Genomic DNA, 17771 nt, shown 5'->3' with positions numbered 1-17771 from the left:
CGGCGGAAGACCTTCGGATGAACAGGGAGGAACAGGATGACAAGGACGCGCGTCAGTTCTCCGGCGGCTCGGCCCGCTCCACCCTGGCCCGGATACCGCGGAAGTGCTCGTCGACCGCGGCCCGCAGCGCCGGCTCGTCCCCGGCACGCAGGGCGTCGAGGATGTTCCGGTGCCAGCGCGCGGTGACCTCGGGCGGGTCGGCCGCCCGCGGCAGCTCGGCGTCGAGCTGGTGGAACACCCGCCAGAACACCTGCAGCAGGGCGAGCACGAGCTCGTTGCCCAGCGGCCGGTACAGGGCCTCGTGGAACGCCCAGTCGTGGTCGGCCGCGTACCGGCCCCGCTCGGCCTCCCGCTCCATCCCGGCGACGGCGGCCTCGAGCGCGGCGAAGTCCAGCCGGTCGTGCGCGGCGAGCAACCGGTCGACCAGCCCGGCCTCGAGCACCTCGCGCACCTCGAGCAGGTCGCGGATGTCCCGCAGGTCGCCGCGCAGGGACAGCGCGCCGCGGAAGGCGAGCCCGGCCTCGAGCCCGGTGAGCGCACCGGAACCGACGTAGGTGCCGTAGCCGTGCCGGATGTCGACGATGCCGAGCGCCTCCAGTGCCTTCATCGCCTCGCGCAACGGATGCCGGCTGACCCCCAGCTCACGCATCAGGTCGTGCTCCGTGGGCAGCGGTGCGCCCGGGGCCAACCCTCGGTCGACGATCAGCCGCTTGATCGACTCCTGGAGTGCCCGCTGGTTGGCCCGCGCCCCACCCGGCCGCTCGGCACTCGGTCGATCAGCACTCGGTCGATCAGCACCGGGGCGGTCGGCGCGGGAACGGCTGCTCGCCGGGGTCGTCACGGGCATCGAGTCTAGGCCGCCCCGCCGGTCGGGCACCCCTTGCGTCCTTCCCGTCATGGCACTACCTTACCGCTGGACATAGGACATCCTATGTCTTCCTGACGGAGGTCCTGCCATGGCAACGGAGCCGCCCGGCGTCCCCCAGTCGTTCCGCCAACTCAGCGGAGGCCAGCGCAAGGCGTTCTTCGCCGCCTGGCTCGGCTACCTGCTGGACGGATTCGACTTCATCCTGATCACCCTCGTGCTGACCGAGATCGCCGACGACTTCGACCTCGACCTGACCACGGCGGCCACGCTGGTCTCGGCGGCGTTCGTGTCCCGGTGGCTGGGCGGCCTCGTGCTCGGCGCCATCGGCGACCGGTTCGGCCGCAAGCCCGCGATGATCCTGGCCATCCTCGCGTTCTCGGTGGGCAGCGGGCTGTGCGGGTTCGCCTGGGGCTACTGGTCGCTGTTCGTGTTCAGGGCGATCGTCGGGATCGGCATGGCCGGCGAGTACGGCTCCAGCGCCACCTACGTGATGGAGTCGTGGCCGAAGGCCATGCGCAACCGCGCCACCGGCTTCCTGCTGTCGGCCTACCCGATCGGCACCGTGCTGGCCGCGCTGTCCTACGAGGTGATCGTGCCCGACCTCGGCTGGCGGTGGCTGTTCTACGTCGGCATCGTGCCCATCGCCCTCGCCCTCTACCTGCGCCGCTCGCTGCCCGAGGCCGCGGAGTGGACGGCCGAGGTGGCCGGGCGGCGCGACGTCACCACGTCGTCGGTGCTGTTCACCCCGCGCCGGCGACTCGGCAACGGGCTCCTCGCGGCCGTGCTCGCCACCGCGCTGGTCCTGGTGTTCAGCGAGAACTCCGGGGGCGTGAGCTGGTTGCTGGTGGCGGTGGTGGTCGCCGGGTTCGTCGCGTTCGCCGTGCAACTGGCCGGCCGGCTCTGGCCGGTGATGCTCGCGATCATGGTGACCGTCTTCTGCGCGTTCCTGTACTCCTGGCCGATCCAGTCGCTGCTGCCGACCTACCTCAAGACCGAGCTCGGCTACGACGCCGGCCAGGTGTCCAACGCGCTCACCTGGGCGGGCCTCGGCTACGCCGCGGGATCGTGCCTCGCCGGCGTGCTCGGCGACCGGCTGGGCACCCGGCGGGCCTACGTGCTCGGCCTGTTCGTCTCGCTGGCGTTCGTGTTCCCCGTCTTCGCGCTGCCCGCGGGCAACATCGTGCTGCTGTGGGTGCTGCTGTTCGCGATGCAGGCCACCAGTCAGGGGATCTCCGGCCTGCTGCCGAAGTACATCGCCGACCACTTCCCCACCCGGTTGCGCGCCGCCGGCCTCGGGTTCAGCTACAACGTCGGCGCGCTCGGCGGCGCGGTCGCCCCGCTGGCCGGCGCGGCCATCGCCGCCGACCTCGGCGACCTCGGCACCGCGCTGACCACGCTCGCGGTCACGCTCACCGTCACCGTCGCCCTGATCATCGGGTTCGACCTGCCCGCCAGGATCGGCCGCTGGCTGCGGGTCAGCACCGACATCTCCGCCGACACCCCGGCCCGCACCAGCACGGATCGGACCACCCCATGACCGCCGACCTCGCCCTGCACGGTGTCGTGCCCCCGCTCGTCACCCCGCTGACCGCAACCGGGGAGGTGGACCGGGCGTCGCTGGAGCGGCTCGTCGAGTTCCAGCTGGCCGCCGGGGTCGACGGGGTGTTCCTCGGCGGGTCGTCCGGGGAGGTCGCCCTGCTCGACACCGCCCAACGACGGGCGATCGTCGAGGTCGCGGTCGGCACGGTGGCCGGCGCGGTCCCGGTGCTCGCCGGTGCCGTGGACACCGGCACCCGCCGGGTGATCGAGCACGCCCGGCAGGCCGCCGCGCTCGGCGCCGACGCGGTCGTGGTCACCGCGCCGTTCTACGTCCGCCCCCACCCGGCGGAGATCGTCGAGCACTTCCGGCTCGTCCAGGCCGCGCTGCCGTGCCCGGTCGTCGCCTACGACATCCCCGGCGCGGTCGGCGCCCGGCTCGTCCCGGACCTGGTGGCCGAGCTCGCCGAGACGAAGCTGGTCGTGGCGTTGAAGGACTCCAGTGGTGATCTCGCGACATTCCGGGAGATCCGCCGAAGGGCCCCCGACCTCCCCGCGCTCACCGGCTCGGAGCTGCTCGCCGACACCGCGGTGGCGCTGGGCGCGGCCGGGATCGTGCCGGGCCTCGGCAACGTCGACCCGCACGGCTACGTCCGGCTGTACCGGGCCGCCCGGGACGGCGACCTCGCCACGGCGGCCGCGGAGCAGGACCGGCTGGCCCGGCTGTTCGGCATCGTCGACATCGCCGACCGCGGGCGGATCGGGTTCACCGCGGGCGCGCTCGGTGCGTTCAAGGCGGCACTGGCGCTGCGCGGCGTGATCGACCACCCCGCGACCAACCCACCGCTGCTGCCGCTGGACCGGGCCGAGACCGGCGCGATCAGGCGAATCCTGACCGACGCCGGTCTCGGCTGATGGTTCCCGTCCCGGGTGAGGCCCGGCGCTCAGCTCCGCGCTGGCTCCGGCATCACCGGCTCGTCGAACGGGCCGCGGTCGGGCTGGCAGACGGTGCCCTCGGCGGGCAACGTGCCGTCGGCGAAGTAGGCGCTCACCGCGGCGTCGACGCACGCGCTCTCACCCAGCGCGCCGTGGCCGAAGGTGTCCAGGGTGAGCAGCCGCGCGTCGCCCAGCATGTCCGCGGTCTTGCGGGCGTCCTCGTACGGAGTCGCCGGGTCGCCCTTGCCGTTGCCGATCACCAGCACCGGGTTGGCGGTGTCGCGGTTCCACGGACCGGTGTAGCGGTCCTTGTCGGCCCCGGGCCAGGTGGCGCAGGGCACCGACAGCCAGGTCCACTGTGAACCGAAGCCACGGGCGTCCTCGTCGGCCTTCCGGGCGAACCGGCCCCACTGGTAGGGGTTGCCGGGGTTGCTGGAGTCGGCGCACATCACCGCGACGCCCTGCTCGGGGCCGAGCCGCAGCGGAGCGTAGGGCGTGCTCGGCACCGGCGGTAGCGCGGCCACCGGCGGGCCGGACAGCCAGGTGTCGGGCCGGGCGGCGTCGTGCAGGGCCTGCAGGAACTCGGCGAGCACCGGCGAGGCGGCCGCGGAGTACAGCGCGCCGAGGGTGCTCTGCACGGCGAGTTGATAGGTGATCTCCTGCGGCTGCCCCTCCGGGAGGGTGATCGTGAGCGGACCCTCCAGCAGCCGGTCGAGGATGGCGTTGTACTTGGCCAGCAGGTCCACCCCCGGCTCCCGGAACGCGCAGCGCTCGTCGGCGGAGCACGCGTCGAGGAAGCTTTCCAGTGACCGTTGGGCGCCGAGGTGGCTGCCGAGGCGGTAGGAGAACGGGTGGAACCACTCCTCCGGGCGGTAGCCGGTGGTCCACTCCACCGGGTCCAGCACGGCGTCGATCACCACCGCACCCACCCGCTCCGGGAACAGGTTGGCGTAGACCGAGCCGACATGGCTGCCGTAGGAGATGCCGTAGTAGGACGTCATGTCCTCGCCGACCGCCTGCCGCAGCAGGTCCATGTCCCTGGCGACGTTGGCCGTGGACATGTGGTCGATCAACGGTCCCGCGTTCCGCCCGCAGATCTCGGTGGCCTCGGTGACCTCGCGGACCCGCTCACGCTCCTGCGCCGGGGTGATCGGGAACGGGCCGCCCAGCTTCCGCGCGTCCTCCGGGTTCGGGAAGCACGACAGCGGCGTGCTCGCGCCGATCCCGCGCGGGTCGAACCCGACGATGTCGAACCGCTCGTGCAGCTCCGGCGTGAGCGGCGGCGCGATGCGACCGGGTCCGCCCGGACCGCCGGGGTTGTAGAAGATCGTGCCGAGCTTGTTGGCCTGGTCGGTCGCGGGCAGCCGACCGACGGCGAGGGTGATGCTCTGCCCGTGCGGATTTCGGTAGGACAGCGGGACTTCCGCGGTGGCGCACTCGTAGCCTTCCGGCGCCACGTCGTCCGGACACGGCGCCCAGTTCAGCTCGGGCACCGGCGCCCCGTTGGTGTCCAGCGCTTCGACCGCCGCGGCCTGGCCACCGCCGACCAGGCCGGTCACGAGCAACGCCGTTCCCGCGACCGCACCCGCCCGACGGGCAGGCGAACGCAAACCACTTACCACAACGACCCCCTAGAGGTAATTCCTTGCCCAGGTGCGGCCGACACTATCGGGCACGGCCTCAGGGACGCCAGGGGGAAAATCCCTGAAGTCCGTCGCGATGACGGACCCCAGGGCGATGCTCAGAGGTCGGGGAACCAGAGCTTCAGCTCGCGCTCGGCGGACTCGGCCGAGTCGGAGCCGTGCACCAGGTTGAACTGGGTCTCCAGGGCGAAGTCGCCGCGCAGCGTGCCGGGCGTGGCCTTCTCCACCGGGTCGGTGCCGCCGGCGAGCTGGCGGAACGCGGTGATCGCGCGCGGGCCCTCGACGGCCATGGCGACCACCGGGCCGGAGGTGATGAACTCCAGCAGGTCGCCGAAGAACGGCTTGTCCTTGTGCTCGGCGTAGTGCTCCTCGGCGACCGCCCGCTCGACGGCGCGGAGCTCCAGCGCGGCGAGGGTCAGCCCCTTGCGCTCGATGCGCGAGATGACCTCGCCGACCAGGCCCCGCTTGACGCCGTCGGGCTTGACCAGGACCAGCGTGCGCTCAGTCACGACGGTGTTTCTCCTTCGGTGGGAACGTGCTTCGGCCCCGGCAGCCTAGCGATCGGATCCGGAGGTCCGGCGCCCGGCGCCGCGTCCGAGCGGTTCCACCGGGGTCCCGGCGGCGGTCTCCCGCACGACGTGCTGCGGGAAACCCCCGAACTCGCGCCGAATCCTGGCACCCGCCGGCTCCGGTGGCTACGTTGGGCTGCGTCAGGAATGCGGTCAGCGGCGCGGTGGCGGAGGGTGGTCGAGATGGCCGGGCGGGGTGCGCGGAAGCCGGGTTCCCGGGGGTGGCGAAGAGCGGGAGCGGTCGCGGCGGCCGCACTGGTGACCGTCGGGCTGGTGGCGGCGCCGGCGGTCGCGGCCCCCGCGAGCGGACAGGCGATCATCCGCTACACCGAGCACGGTGTCCCGCACATCCTCGCCGGGGACGTCGCCGGCGCCGGGTACGGGTACGGCTACGCGGCGGCGAAGGACAACCTCTGCGCGCTCGCCGACATCTACCTCACCGTCGGGGCCGAGCGCTCCCGGCACCTCGGACCGGATGGTGCCGGCAACGACGGCCTCGGCTCGGCGCGCGGCAACCTGACCAGCGACCTGCACTTCCAGCGGATCATCGACTCGGGCGTCGTCGAGCGGCTGGCCGCGCTGCCCGCACCGGCCGGGCCGCGGCGGGAGGTCCGCGAGATCGTCGCCGGCTACGTCCGCGGCTACAACCGGCACCTCGCCGAGACCCCGCCGGAGTCGGTGACCGACCCGGCCTGCCGCGGCGCGGCCTGGCTGCGGCCGATCACCGAACTCGACGTGTATCGGCATTTCTACGCGCTGGCCACCATCACCGGGCAGGGCCTGCTCGCCGAGGGCATCGCGAACGCCGCGCCGCCGACCGACACGGCCGCCGCGGCCACGGCGTCGAGGGGCACCGTGCCGCCGCCGGACGTGGCCGGTCGGCTCGCCACCGGGCTCGCCGAGGCGCTCGGCTCGGACGAGCTCGGCAGCAACGGCATCGCGATCGGCGCCGACGGCACGGCCGCCGGCCGGAGTGTGCTGCTCGGCAACCCGCACTACCCGTGGCAGGGCAGCCGCCGGTTCTGGCAGTTCCAGCTGACCGTGCCCGGCCGGCTCAACGCCTCCGGGGGCGGGCTGCTCGGCATCCCGCTGGTGCAGATCGGGTTCACCAGGGACGCGGCGTGGACGCACACCGTGTCCACCGCGCGCACGTTCGGGCTGTACGAGTTGGCGCTGGTGCCCGGCGACCCGACCAGCTACCTGGTGGGCGGCAAGGCCGAACGGATGGTGCCGCGCACCGTGCGGGTGGCGGTGCGGCAGCCCGACGGCAGCCTCGGCGAGGTGTCCCGGACGCTGTACGAGACCCGGTACGGCCCGATGGTCACCGCGGGGCCCGGGATCCCGCTGCCGTGGACCGAGCGGTCCGGCTACGCCGTGCGGGACGCCAACGCGACGAACCTGCGCGGGCTGAACACGTGGTTCGAGCTCAACCAGGCACGCAGCACCCGGCAGATCGTCCGCACGCTGGCCGGCACCCAGGGCGTGCCGTGGGTGAACACGATCGCCACCGACCGCGCCGGCAACGCCCTGTTCGCCGACGTGCAGGTGGTCCCGCACGTCACCGACGAGCTCGCCGAGCGCTGCGGCACCCCACTGGGACGGCAGGTGTTCCCGGCCACTGGAGTGTCCATTCTGGATGGGTCCGACGCGACGTGCGGGTGGGGCAGCGACCCCGACGCGGTCGAACCGGGGCTCTTGGGAGCGGGCCGGCTGCCGGTGCTGCACCGTCGGGACTACGCGCTCAACGCCAACGACAGCCCCTGGTTTACCAACCCGCGCGCGCCGATCACCGGCTACCCGCGGGTCCTCGGGGACGTCGGCACCGAGCGGTCGGGACGGACCCGCGAGGCGATCGTCTCCGTCGAGGAGGCGCTGGCCGGCGGTGGCGTCACCCCGGAGTCGATGCGGCGGTTGCTGTTCGGTGACCGCAGCCGGCTGGCGGTGCTGGCCGCGGCGGACACCGCCCGCATGTGCGCGGCCTTCCCGGAGGGGCGGGCGCCGTCCGGGACCGGGCCGGTGGACGTGCGGTCGGCGTGCCCCGCGCTGGCCGCCTGGGACCACACGTACGGCGTGGACAGCCGGGGGTCGTTGCTGTTCGACCGGTTCGCCCGCGAGGTGGCGGCGATCCCCGGGGTGTGGCGGACGCCGTTCGACCCGGCGGATCCGGTGGGCACGCCGAACACCCTGGACATCGACCGGCCCGAGGTGTGGCGGGCGTTCGGCGACGCGGCGGCGGAGCTGCGCGCGGCGGGCATCCCGCTGGACGGGCGGCTCGGGGACCACCAGTACGTGGTGCGGGGCGGCGAGCGCATCCCGGTGCACGGCGGCCACCAGGTACTGGGTGTGCTGAACATGCTCGTGCCGGTGTGGGACCCGGCGCGCGGCTACACCGAGGTGGTGCACGGCTCGAGCCACATCCAGGTGGTCGGCTTCGGCCGCGGCCCCTGCCCGGACGCCGCGACGCTGCTTACCTACTCGCAGTCGGCGGACCCGACCTCACCCCACCACGCGGACCAGACGAGGCTCTTCTCCCGCGGTGAGTGGGTCCGCGCCCGCTTCTGCGAACGCGACATCCTCACCTCCCCCGCCCTTCGCGTCGTGCACCTGCGTTAGTCGTGCTCGCCACGTTCAGGACGTCGCCGTCGGGAAGCCGCGACGGACGGCAGGGAGGAACGCGATGAGGAACCCCGACTTCGACGTCGACGCGTTCCTGGCCCAGCCGCTGACCGCACGCGTCGCCACGAACGGTCCGACCGTGCGACCGACCTGGTACCTGTGGGAGGAGGAGGCGTTCTGGATCCTCACCGGGCCGTGGGCCCGGTTGCTCGACCGGGTCCGGGCCGACCCGGTGCTGGCGCTCACCGTCGACCTGTGTGACCCGCGCACCGGCCTCGTCCGGCAGGTCATCGCGCGGGGGCGCGCCGAGGTGCTGCCCTTCGACGTCGAGCGAGGGCGCCGCAAGCTCGGCCGCTACCTCGGCCCTGACGAAGCCAACTGGGATGATCGCTTCCGTCGGTACCTCCACGACGACCCGGCCGAGCGCGGAACGGTGTGGCTTTGCCTCCGCCCGTCCCGACTCACCGCTACCGACCTCAGCTACCAGGTCTGACCAGGGCGAGTCCACCATGCCCGGCCAACCCAGGGATGCCGGAGCGAGGTGACGGCGGTCTCAGCCCTGGTCGGGTCGCTGGCTGGGGAGCGTGCCGGCGGCCATGCGGCGCGCGACGTCGCGGCGCAGCCACAGCAGCCACAGCCAGACCGCCAGGAACAGCAGGCCGATGATGGCCACCGCGGGCAGGGCGACGGCGAACGCGACCAGCGCCACCTGCAGGGCGAGCACCACCCAGGTGACCCATGGCCGGCGCAGCACGGCGCAGCACAGCACCAGCGCGGCGGCGATCCCGATGATCGCCCAGCCCTGCCAGCTGGCGATGCCCGCGCCGAGGTTGGCCACCACCGGCAACGCCAGCGCGACCACGACCGCCTCGATCACCAGGGTCCCGGCGAGCACCCCGCGGAACGACGCCATCGGGTCCTTGCGAGGGGGTGCCGGCTCGGCGGCCCGCTCGTCCGTGGTCCCACCGTCCCGCCGCTCGTCCCCGGCCATCACTCGGGCTCCTTGCCGAAGAGGGTGCGGGCCTCGCCCGCCGTCACGACCGAGCCGGTGACCAGCACTCCGCCGCCGGCGAGCGGCTCCTCCGGGTCGTCGGTCTGCTCGACCAGGCCGATCGCGGTCTCCACGGCCGCGTCGATGGTCGGCTCGGCGGCCACCCGCTCCTCCCCGAACACCGAGGCGGCCAACGCCGCCAGCTCGTCCAGCGGCATCGCCCGCGGCGAGGAGTTCCGGGTCACCACCACGTCCGACACCACCGGCTCGAGCGCCTCGAGGATCCCGCGGGCGTCCTTGTCCGCCATCACCCCGACCACGGCCGCCAGCCGCCGGAAGGCGAACTCCTCGCGGACCGTCGCGGCGAGGGCCGCCGCGCCGTGCGGGTTGTGCGCGGCGTCGAGCAGCACCGCCGGCGCCGCGCGCACCCGCTCCAGCCGGCCCGGCGTCCGCACCTCCGCGAACGCCTCCCGCACGGCGTCGACCACCAGCTGCCGGTCCTTGCCGGCCCCGAAGAACGCCTCCACCGTGGCCAGCGCCAGCGCCGCGTTGCCCGCCTGGTGCGCGCCGTGCAGTGGCAGGAACACCTCGTCGTACACCCCGCCGAGTCCCTGCAGCCGCAGCAGCTGCCCGCCGACCGCGATCTGCCGGTCGAGCACGCCGAACTCGCTGCCCGCCCTGGCCACGACCGCGTCCACCTCCACCGCGCGCTCCAGCAACGCCCGCTCGGCCACGGGGTCCTGCTCGGCCAACAGCGCGACCGCGCCGGGTTTGATCACCCCGGCCTTCTCCCGCGCGATGCCGGCGAGGTCGCCGCCCAGGTACTCGACGTGGTCGAGCCCGATCGGGGTGATCGCGGCCACCTGGGCGTCGGCGACGTTGGTCGCGTCCCACCGACCGCCCATGCCCACCTCGAGCACCGCGGCCTCCACCGGGGCGTCCGCGAACGCCGCGAACGCCATCCCGGTGAGCACCTCGAACTTGGTCATCGCCGGACCGTCCGCCCCCGTCGCACTGTCCACCATGGACACGAAGGGGGCGATGTCGCGATAGGTCTCGACGTACTTCCACTCCGGGATCGGCGCGCCGTCCACGCTGATTCGCTCGGTCACCAGCTGCAGGTGCGGGCTGGTGTACCGGCCGACACGCAGCCCCATCCTGGTCAGCAGCGCCTCGATCATCCGCGCGGTCGACGACTTGCCGTTGGTGCCGGCGACGTGCAGCACCGGGTAGCCGCGGTGCGGGTTGCCCAGCAGGTCGAGCAACGTGGCGACGCGGTCGAGCGACGGCGCCACCTTCGTCTCCGGCCACCGCTGGTTCAGCTCGGCCTCGACCACCAGCAGCTCGCGGCGCCCGCGCTCCACCCGCTCCGCCTCGTCGACCTCGGCGGCGCCGGCCTCGGCCGGGTCGTCGGGCAGCGGGCCCGCGACGAAGTTGTCGCCACTGGACAGTTCGGCCGGGTACTCGGCGTTGTCCGACCCGGCCGGCTCCGCACCGGATGGATCGCCGGAAGAGCCCATGTCACCTCGGGGCAATCGTGCTCCGTGTCTCTGGGCCGCGCTCCTCCCGCCTCCGCTCCTCCCTCGCCGGGGCTCGGTCGATGCTCGGCAGTCGTCGCACGGCGTGTTCTCTGGGCCGCGCTCCTTCCGCCTCCGCTCCTCCCTCGCCGGGGCTCGGTCGATGCTCGGCAGTCGTCGCACGGCGTCGCGCTGTTCGTCCCGCCGCGAGTCTACGTCCGCCCGTTCTGGCACCGTTGCCGTGTGCCCTTCGACCACAACGACCACTACCACCCGCTCCTGCTGCGCCAGGTTCCCCGGCACGCGCGCACCGCGCTCGACGTCGGGTGCGGCACCGGCCGGTTCGCCCGCCGGCTCGCCGCCACGGGCCTGACCGTGGACGCGCTGGACGTGGCGCCGGACATGGTCGAGGCCGCCCGCGCGCTCGGCTCGCCGGGCCCCGGCACCATTCGCTACCGGGTCCAGGACGTGTCCCGCGCCGAGCTCCCGGCCGGCCGGTACGACGTCGTCTCCTGCCTCGCCGCGCTGCACCACATGCCGTTCGCGACCGTGGCCGCGCTCCGCACGGTGCTGGCGCCCGGCGGTGTGCTGGCCGTGCTCGGCCTCGGCAGGCCGAGCACCGCCGGCGACTGGACCACCTGGATCGCCGCCATGCCGGTCAACCTCGCCGCCAGGGCCGTCGTCGCCGCCGGCGAGCGGCTGAACGGCGGCCCGGACCCGCTGCCGCACCCGCCGATCCGCGACACGACCATGACCATGGCCGAGATTCGCCGCGAGTCGGCCCGGCTGCTGCCCGGCCGGCGGGTGCGGGTGCTGCCGTTCTGGCGCTACCTGCTCACCTACCGCGAACCCGAGCTCACCAGGTGACCGGCAGCCGGTGCACGCCGTAGACGCCCATGTCGTGCCGTAACGGCACCTCCTCGGCCGGCACGGCGAGCCGCAGCCCCGGGAAGCGGGCGAACAGCGCGGTGAACCCGATCCGCAGCTCCATCCGGGCGAGCTGCTGGCCGAGGCACTGGTGCACGCCGTGCCCGAAGGCCAGGTGCCCGGCGCCGGCCCTGGCGGGCTCGGGGCGGTCGGGGTCGGGGAACCGCTCCGGGTCCCGGTTGGCCGCCGGAAGCCAGGCCAGTACGCACTCCCCCGCCCGGATCCGCTGTCCGGCCAGCTCGACGTCCTCCTTCGCGGTGCGGCTCACCCCGAAGTGGACGATCGACAGGTAGCGCAGCAGCTCCTCCACGGCCGCCGCGACATCCTCGGCCGAACCCCGGAACGCCGCCAGGAGGTCGGGCTCGCCCAGCGCCGCGAAGGTACCCAGCGCCAGCATGTTCGCGGTGGTCTCGTGGCCGGCCACCAGCAGCAGGAACGCGATACCCACCAGCTCGTCCTCGGTCAACCGGTCCCCCGCGGCCAGCGCGCTCAGCAGGTCCTCACCCGGCTCGGCGCGCAGCCGGCGCACCAGGTCCCGCAGGTACTCCCGCAGACCACGCACCGCGGCGGTCGCCACCTCGTCGGTCACGTCCAGCCGCAGCAGCGCCGCGCTGTCCCGCTGGAACCGGTCCCGGTCGGCGTAGGGCACGCCGAGCAGCTCGCAGATCACCAGTGACGGCACCGGCAGCGCGAACTCCGGCACCAGGTCGACCGGTGGGCCGGCGGCGGCCATGGCGTCGAGCCGTTCGCCGACGATCGCCTCGATCCGCGGGCGCAGCCGGTCCATCCGGCGCACCGTGAACTCCCCGGCCAGCAGCCGCCGGAAGCGGGTGTGCTCGGGCGGGTCCATCCCGATGAAGAAGCCCGGCGGGGTACGCCCACCCGGACCGAGGTCGTCCGCCCGAGGCCGGCGCACCGGGCTGTGGCGCAGCTCCGATCGTGCGCTGAACCGGGGATCGGCCAGCACCGCCCTGGCCAGCGCGTAGGAGGTGACCAGCCAGCCCTCGTGGCCGTCGGCGAAGCGCAACCGGTGCGGCGTGTCGCGGTCACCCAGCGCGGCGAGCCCCGCGGGCGGGTCGAACGGGTGGTGCCGGGTGGTGGGGAGGACGTCGGCCATCGCGGACCCCTTCGCGTCGACAGCAGAACTGACACTAACTATCAAACACTATCTTCATCCAGTTTACAACTGCTGTAACTTTCTCGGGGTTAGGCTGAGCCGATGTCCACGGGGTTGCGGGAGCGCAAGAAGCAGCAGACCCGGCAGGCGCTGTTCGCCGCCGCGCTGCGGCTGTTCGCCACGAAGGGCTATCACCGCACGACGGTCGCCGAGATCGCCGCGGAGGCGGGGGTGTCGACGAAGACCCTGTTCAACCACGTCGGCGGCAAGGAGGAGGTACTCTTCGCGTTCCGCGAGGACCGGATCGAGCAGATGCTCGCGGTGGTCCGCACGCGGCGCGCCGGCGAGCGGCCGGCCGCGCTGCTCGGGCATGTGGTCGAGCGGGTGCTCGATCCCGCGGCCGTGATGGACGAGCAGAGCTTCCTCTCGCTGGACCCGATCCGGATCCGGCTGATCACCACCGTGCCGGAGCTGCGGGCCCGGTCGCTGCAGCTGCTACAGGACGCGCAACGGCGGCTGGCCGGCGCCCTGTGCCGCGCCTACCCGGACAAGCTGGACCCGGTGACCGCCGCGGCCGCCGTGGGCGCGCTGTTCGGCGCGATGCAGGCCGCCGCGCTGACCGCGCTGGACGACGGCGCCTCGGCGCGGGAGACGCTCGCCGCCGCCCGCCGGGCCGCGGACCTCGCGGCCCGCGGCCTGGCGACACTGGACTAGCCGCCGGGAGTCAGCCGCCGGGAGTCTCAGCCCTGGCCGTGCTCGGTGAGCTCGCCCGGCAGCCCGCGCGGCGGCAGGAACACGTGCACGTGCCCGATCCCGGCCTCGATGCCGGCCACGTCGAGCTGGTTCGCCGCCACCGACCACGCCACCACGGCGTCGTCGCGCAACGACCGGGCGAGTGCCCGCGACCGCTCCCCCGCCTCGTCGGCGGTCTCGCCAGTTGTCGAGGCCAGCTCGTACACCTCGACCGCCCTGCCGAGCGTGGTGATCGCCCCGGCCAGCCCGGAGCGGGCCAGGTTGACGGCCGTGCCGCCGGACGGTCGGGCGGCGAAGCGCTCCGCCGCCGCGTCCACCGCGGCCCGCCACTCGGCCACCCGGTCGGTCGAGGCGGCGGGCTCGTCGAGCCCGCCGAGCACCGGCACCACCTTGGCCCGCGCGGCCTCGGCGAGCCCGACCAGCTCCCTGGTCAGCTCGGCGTCCCGGGCCCGCTCGGCGGCCCGCAGCTCGGCGACCCGGTCCTGCCGGGGGTCGCCACCGCCGAGCAGGTCGGGCAGCAGCACCACGGCCAGCACGGCGAGCGTCACGCCCGCCGCCAGCCCGACCCGCGCACGGACACCGGGGAGCCGGCGCCCCGGCGGACGAGTCCGCCGAGGCGCCGGCCGGTGCGAGGATCGGCCCGGCATCCGACCTCGCGTCCTGGGTGATCCCATCAGCCGCGCCACTCCGCCACGAGTGCCTCGGCGTCCCGGACCAGTACCTCCCGCGCCTGCTCGTCACGCACGTGGCGGCGGGCGGTGTCGGCGAACAGCTCCATGGCCCTGATCGCGCCATGGGTCACGCCGGCCGAGGTGAGCGTGGTCGCCGCGAACAGCGCCGACCGCAACCGGACCGTGGTGACCCGGTCGATCCGGCCCTCCCCGGAGAACCGGTCGACCAGTGCCCGCACGTCGGCCAGCGACGTCGTCACGGTGAACGTGACCTTCCGCTCGGCGACGTTGCCCGCCCCGTCGGTCGCGGTGACCACGAGCTCGTGCGGGCCGAGCGCCAGGGCGTGCAGCGGGACCACCGCACCGTTGTCCACCGGCGCGCCGTCCAGCATGGCCTCGGTGCCGGCGACCCCGGACTCGTCGTCCGTGGCCGTCCAGCCCAGCGTGAGGTCCACGGAGTCACCGTGGCTGGCACCGTCGTCCACACCGGACACCTCGACGGCGGGCGGCTGCTCGTCACCCACCGCGACACCGCGGCCGACGAAGGTCAGCGAGTCGAGGTCGAACGGGCTGGCCATCGCCCCACGGAACACCACGAACAGCTCCGTCGTGCCGCCGGGGTCGGTGATGTCCACCGGGGGCAGCTGGACGTAGTTGTTCCACCCGCCGGTGCTCGGCACCGGCACGGTGGCCACCAGCGGCCCGTCGGTCGCCCCGGCCCGCAACTCCACCGACCCACCCCGGCCGTCCGGCGCGGAGGCTCGGAGCGAGACCTGGTCGATGCCGGTGAAGTTGACCGGGTCGAACGCGATCCAGTCGCCGTCGGTGATGTCGCCGATGCGCTGGCCGTTCTCCGCGCCGCTCTGCGACACCACGCGGATGCCCATCGAGCGGGTGAAGTACTCGGCCTGCTTGTGCTTCGGCTGCAGCACCGCCATGTCCCGACCGACCAGCGCCGGAGCGCCGTCGCCACCGCGGTCGGTGTAGCTGGCGTCCACCGAGTAGAAGATGTTCGCCCCGGCGTGCCCGTCGTCCACGATGGTCTGGAACCGACCTGTGCAGGCGTTGATCGGGTCCAGCGGGTGGGCGTGCTGGTCGTGGCCCAGCGCGGGTTGCACCACCACCCGCGAGCAGTCGATCTCACCGTCCTCGGGGTCGGTGACCCGCACGTCGAACGGCACCGTGTCGCCGAAGTCGAAGAACCCGCCGTCGACCGGCGAGACCAGCTCGACCTCCGGTGCCGTGTTGCCCACGGTGACGGTCACGTTGGCCGCTCCGGTCTTGCCGGTCTCGTCGGTGACCACGAGCTGCGCGTTGTACTGCCCGTTGCGGGTGTAGACGTGCACCGGGTCGGGCTCGGTCGACGTGGTGCCGTCGCCGAAGTCCCACGCGTAGCTCACCTTGGTGCCCTCCGGGTCGTTCGACCCCGCGCTGGAGAACGTCACCTCCAGCGGGGCCTGCCCGGACAGCGGGCGGGCGCTCACCTTCACCACGGGCTGGCGGTTGCCCTGGTTGTACTCGATCCGGTAGAGCCCGGAGTCGGGGTGGTCCCTTCCGAAGCCGCCGCCCCACTCGAGTAGGTACATCGCCCCGTCCGGGCCGAACCGCATGTCCATCGGCGCGAGGGTCTCCACGCTGTCCAACCACGGGTCGATGGACAGCAGCGAGCCCTCGTCGTCGAGGTTGAAGGAGAAGATCCGGTTGCGGGCCCACTCGGAGAAGAACGGCTTGCCGTCGTAGTAGGCCGGGAACTTCACCTCCGAGTCGAGCTCGGGGTCGTAGCGGTACACCGGACCGCCCATCGGCGCGGAGCCACCGGTGCCCAGAATCGGGAACTCCGCGGAGGGCCCATAGCCGTACCACATCTCCGCCGCCTTCGCCGCCGGCAGCTCGCGCAGCCCGGTGTTGTTCGGCGAGTCGTTGATCGGGTTGGCGCAGTCGAACTTGGCGCCGGAGGTACCGGTGGCGAAGTCGTAGTCGTTGTACGGGATGTTGTCGGCCACGCAGTACGGCCAGCCGTAGAAGCCCGGCTCACGAATGATGTTCCACTCGACCTTGCCGTCCGGCCCGCGGTTCGGGTCGGCGCTGCCGGCGTCCGGCCCGTAGTCGGCCACGTAGACCGTGCCGTCGGTGTCCACACTGAACCGGAACGGGTTGCGGAAGCCCATTGCGTAGATCTCCGGGCGGGTCTTCTCGATGCCCGGGGCGAACATGTTCCCCTCGGGGATCGAGTAGCCACCGTCGGCCTCCGGGTGGATCCGCAGGATCTTGCCACGCAGGTCGTTGGTGTTCGCCGAGGTCTTCTGCGCGTCGAACAGGTCCCGGCCCGGTCGCTCGTCGATCGGGCTGTACCCGCTGGAGTGGAACGGGTTGGTGTCGTCGCCGACGCCGATGTAGAGGTTGCCGCCGGGCCCGAAGGTCAGGTAGCCACCGGTGTGCCCGGGCTCCTCGCGCCGGGACGCCGGGATCTCCAGCAACACGGTCTCCGTGCTGGCGTCGATGGTGTTGTCCCGCACGGTGAACCGGGAGACCCGGTTGATCTCCTCGGTGCCCGGCGGTGAGTAGTACAGGTAGAGCCAGTTGTTCTCGGCGAAAGCCGGGTCGAGGGTGATGCCCACGACGCCGTCCTCACCGCCGGAGTACACCGGGATGTCGAGCGCGACCGAGTAGCTGTCGGTGGTTGGGTCGAACACCTTCACGTGGCCGAGGATCTCGGTGTAGAAGACCCGGCCGTCCGGCGCGACGTCCAACGCGGTGGGCGCCTTGGTGTCGCTGTCCAACGCGATCTTCTCGAACGAGCTGTCCACCGTGGCCGCGCAGTCGGCGGGCGCGACCCCGGCGGCGGTGCGGACCCCGCCGAGCAGGTGCTCGATGAACAGCGGCTCGGAGAAGGCCGCGGTGGGGTGACCCATCGCGGTCGCCCACACCCGCGCGGTGCCCACCGTGCGGCACCACGAGATCGGGTGGTCGGCACCCATCGCGTCGGGGCCGGGGTTGTAGGTCGACTCGTCCGCGGTGACCAGGACGTGCGCCTTGCCGCGAATGCTGTGGTCGAAGTTGTACCACTCCTCGTCGCGCTCCCAGCGGTCCGGCAGCCCGGCCGTGGAGGGGTGGTTCGGGTCGGCGACCTTCGCGGTGCCGCGCAGCACGCCCGGCGAGTGCGACGGCATGTGCGCACCAGCGTTGACCAGCTCGTCCCACCAGGGGAACTCCGACTCAATGCCCATGTCGGTGGCGTTGTGGATGGCCGCGACACCGCCACCACCGGCCACGTAGTTCCGCATCGCCTGGCGCTGCGCGTCGCTCTCCCAGACCATGCCGGAGGTCTGGAACATGATGACGACGTCGTAGGTGGCCAGTGTCGCGTCGGTGAAGACCGCGGAGTCCTCGGTGTGGTCCAGCTCGAAGTGGTGCTCGGCCGCCAACTGCTCGAACATGGCGACGCCGGCGGGGATGGAGTCGTGCCGGTAGCCCGCGGTCTTGGTGAACAGCAGGGCGCGGAACTCCGGGTCGTGCTCGTGGCCGGGATGGGCCGACGCGGACGCCGGGGCGAGCCCGATCGCGACCAGCGCGCCGAGGACGACGGCGCCCACCCTCGGCAAGAGTCTCATGCGTGTCATGGATTCC

The 17771-nt window shown here is 73.1% G+C and carries 14 protein-coding genes; 6 read left to right on the top strand and 8 right to left on the bottom strand.

The window, feature by feature from the left end:
• Positions 1-52: 52 nt before the first annotated feature.
• The gene (locus BM051_RS13535) at positions 53-841 is read right to left on the bottom strand and encodes a FadR/GntR family transcriptional regulator (RefSeq protein WP_243859612.1); all 789 of its coding nucleotides are present in this window, start codon (positions 839-841) and stop codon (positions 53-55) included.
• A gap of 115 nt (positions 842-956) precedes the next feature.
• Here BM051_RS13535 and BM051_RS13530 point away from each other — a divergent pair, with 115 nt between their 5' ends.
• A complete protein-coding gene (locus BM051_RS13530) occupies positions 957-2405 on the top strand; it encodes a sialate:H+ symport family MFS transporter (protein ID WP_092530488.1) in 1449 nt (482 codons plus the stop codon).
• A complete protein-coding gene (locus BM051_RS13525) occupies positions 2402-3319 on the top strand; it encodes a dihydrodipicolinate synthase family protein (RefSeq protein WP_092530487.1) in 918 nt (305 codons plus the stop codon). The genes BM051_RS13530 and BM051_RS13525 overlap by 4 nt, the downstream gene beginning before the upstream one ends.
• 29 nt (positions 3320-3348) lie before the next feature.
• Here BM051_RS13525 and BM051_RS13520 read toward each other — a convergent pair whose 3' ends face one another.
• Both BM051_RS13520 and ndk read right to left on the bottom strand, forming a co-directional pair.
• On the bottom strand, positions 3349-4899 hold the full coding sequence (locus BM051_RS13520; RefSeq protein ID WP_243859642.1) for an alpha/beta hydrolase: 1551 nt from the start codon (positions 4897-4899) through the stop codon (positions 3349-3351).
• Between the two features lie 182 nt (positions 4900-5081).
• Entirely contained in the window at positions 5082-5492 is a 411-nt protein-coding gene (gene ndk / locus BM051_RS13515; protein WP_092530486.1) for a nucleoside-diphosphate kinase, read from the bottom strand.
• Between the two features lie 243 nt (positions 5493-5735).
• Between ndk and BM051_RS13510 the strand changes: the two genes are divergently transcribed.
• Together BM051_RS13510 and BM051_RS13505 are read left to right on the top strand one after the other, a co-directional pair.
• Positions 5736-8165 carry a penicillin acylase family protein gene (locus BM051_RS13510; protein ID WP_092530870.1) on the top strand — a complete coding sequence of 810 codons (2430 nt, stop codon included), beginning with the start codon at positions 5736-5738 and terminating at the stop codon, positions 8163-8165.
• A gap of 64 nt (positions 8166-8229) precedes the next feature.
• Positions 8230-8661 (top strand): pyridoxamine 5'-phosphate oxidase family protein, encoded by a 432-nt coding sequence (locus BM051_RS13505; protein ID WP_092530485.1) that lies wholly within the window; start codon positions 8230-8232, stop codon positions 8659-8661.
• Between the two features lie 60 nt (positions 8662-8721).
• On the opposite strand, the gene BM051_RS13500 is transcribed toward BM051_RS13505, so the two are convergent.
• Both BM051_RS13500 and folC read right to left on the bottom strand, forming a co-directional pair.
• Positions 8722-9159, bottom strand: coding sequence for a DUF4233 domain-containing protein (locus BM051_RS13500; RefSeq protein WP_092530484.1), 438 nt, complete (start codon positions 9157-9159; stop codon positions 8722-8724).
• Positions 9159-10679 (bottom strand): bifunctional tetrahydrofolate synthase/dihydrofolate synthase, encoded by a 1521-nt coding sequence (gene folC, locus BM051_RS13495; RefSeq protein WP_092530483.1) that lies wholly within the window; start codon positions 10677-10679, stop codon positions 9159-9161. Before folC ends, BM051_RS13500 begins: the two co-directional genes overlap by 1 nt.
• A 240-nt stretch (positions 10680-10919) precedes the next feature.
• On the opposite strand from folC, the gene BM051_RS13490 reads away from it, so the two are divergent.
• Positions 10920-11543 carry a class I SAM-dependent methyltransferase gene (locus BM051_RS13490; protein ID WP_092530482.1) on the top strand — a complete coding sequence of 208 codons (624 nt, stop codon included), beginning with the start codon at positions 10920-10922 and terminating at the stop codon, positions 11541-11543.
• Here BM051_RS13490 and BM051_RS13485 read toward each other — a convergent pair.
• Positions 11533-12720, bottom strand: a complete 1188-nt coding sequence (locus tag BM051_RS13485) for a cytochrome P450 (RefSeq protein ID WP_092530481.1) — start codon at positions 12718-12720, stop codon at positions 11533-11535. The genes BM051_RS13490 and BM051_RS13485 overlap by 11 nt on opposite strands.
• A gap of 102 nt (positions 12721-12822) precedes the next feature.
• Between BM051_RS13485 and BM051_RS13480 the strand changes: the two genes are divergently transcribed.
• Positions 12823-13434 (top strand): TetR/AcrR family transcriptional regulator, encoded by a 612-nt coding sequence (locus BM051_RS13480; protein ID WP_092530480.1) that lies wholly within the window; start codon positions 12823-12825, stop codon positions 13432-13434.
• 26 nt (positions 13435-13460) lie between these two features.
• Here the strand turns inward: BM051_RS13480 and BM051_RS13475 are convergent, their stop codons facing one another.
• Together BM051_RS13475 and BM051_RS13470 are read right to left on the bottom strand one after the other, a co-directional pair.
• A complete protein-coding gene (locus tag BM051_RS13475; protein ID WP_092530479.1) occupies positions 13461-14021 on the bottom strand; it encodes a hypothetical protein in 561 nt (186 codons plus the stop codon).
• 125 nt (positions 14022-14146) lie between these two features.
• The gene (locus tag BM051_RS13470; RefSeq protein WP_092530478.1) at positions 14147-17764 is read right to left on the bottom strand and encodes a ThuA domain-containing protein; all 3618 of its coding nucleotides are present in this window, start codon (positions 17762-17764) and stop codon (positions 14147-14149) included.
• Positions 17765-17771: the final 7 nt, after the last annotated feature.

The organism is Amycolatopsis arida (genome assembly GCF_900115565.1).
GTDB lineage: Bacteria > Actinomycetota > Actinomycetes > Mycobacteriales > Pseudonocardiaceae > Yuhushiella > Yuhushiella arida.
This window is presented reverse-complemented; position numbering and strand designations above follow the sequence as displayed.

What these genes read in the sequence shown, in the direction of transcription:
- BM051_RS13480 (WP_092530480.1), top strand. Translation starts at nt 12,823, where the DNA reads ATGTCCACGGGGTTGCGGGAGCGCAAGAAGCAGCAGACCCGGCAGGCG.
- folC (WP_092530483.1), bottom strand. Translation starts at nt 10,679, where the DNA reads ATGGGCTCTTCCGGCGATCCATCCGGTGCGGAGCCGGCCGGGTCGGAC.
- BM051_RS13485 (WP_092530481.1), bottom strand. Translation starts at nt 12,720, where the DNA reads ATGGCCGACGTCCTCCCCACCACCCGGCACCACCCGTTCGACCCGCCC.
- BM051_RS13505 (WP_092530485.1), top strand. Translation starts at nt 8,230, where the DNA reads ATGAGGAACCCCGACTTCGACGTCGACGCGTTCCTGGCCCAGCCGCTG.
- BM051_RS13470 (WP_092530478.1), bottom strand. Translation starts at nt 17,764, where the DNA reads ATGACACGCATGAGACTCTTGCCGAGGGTGGGCGCCGTCGTCCTCGGC.
- BM051_RS13510 (WP_092530870.1), top strand. Translation starts at nt 5,736, where the DNA reads ATGGCCGGGCGGGGTGCGCGGAAGCCGGGTTCCCGGGGGTGGCGAAGA.
- BM051_RS13500 (WP_092530484.1), bottom strand. Translation starts at nt 9,159, where the DNA reads ATGGCCGGGGACGAGCGGCGGGACGGTGGGACCACGGACGAGCGGGCC.
- BM051_RS13530 (WP_092530488.1), top strand. Translation starts at nt 957, where the DNA reads ATGGCAACGGAGCCGCCCGGCGTCCCCCAGTCGTTCCGCCAACTCAGC.
- BM051_RS13525 (WP_092530487.1), top strand. Translation starts at nt 2,402, where the DNA reads ATGACCGCCGACCTCGCCCTGCACGGTGTCGTGCCCCCGCTCGTCACC.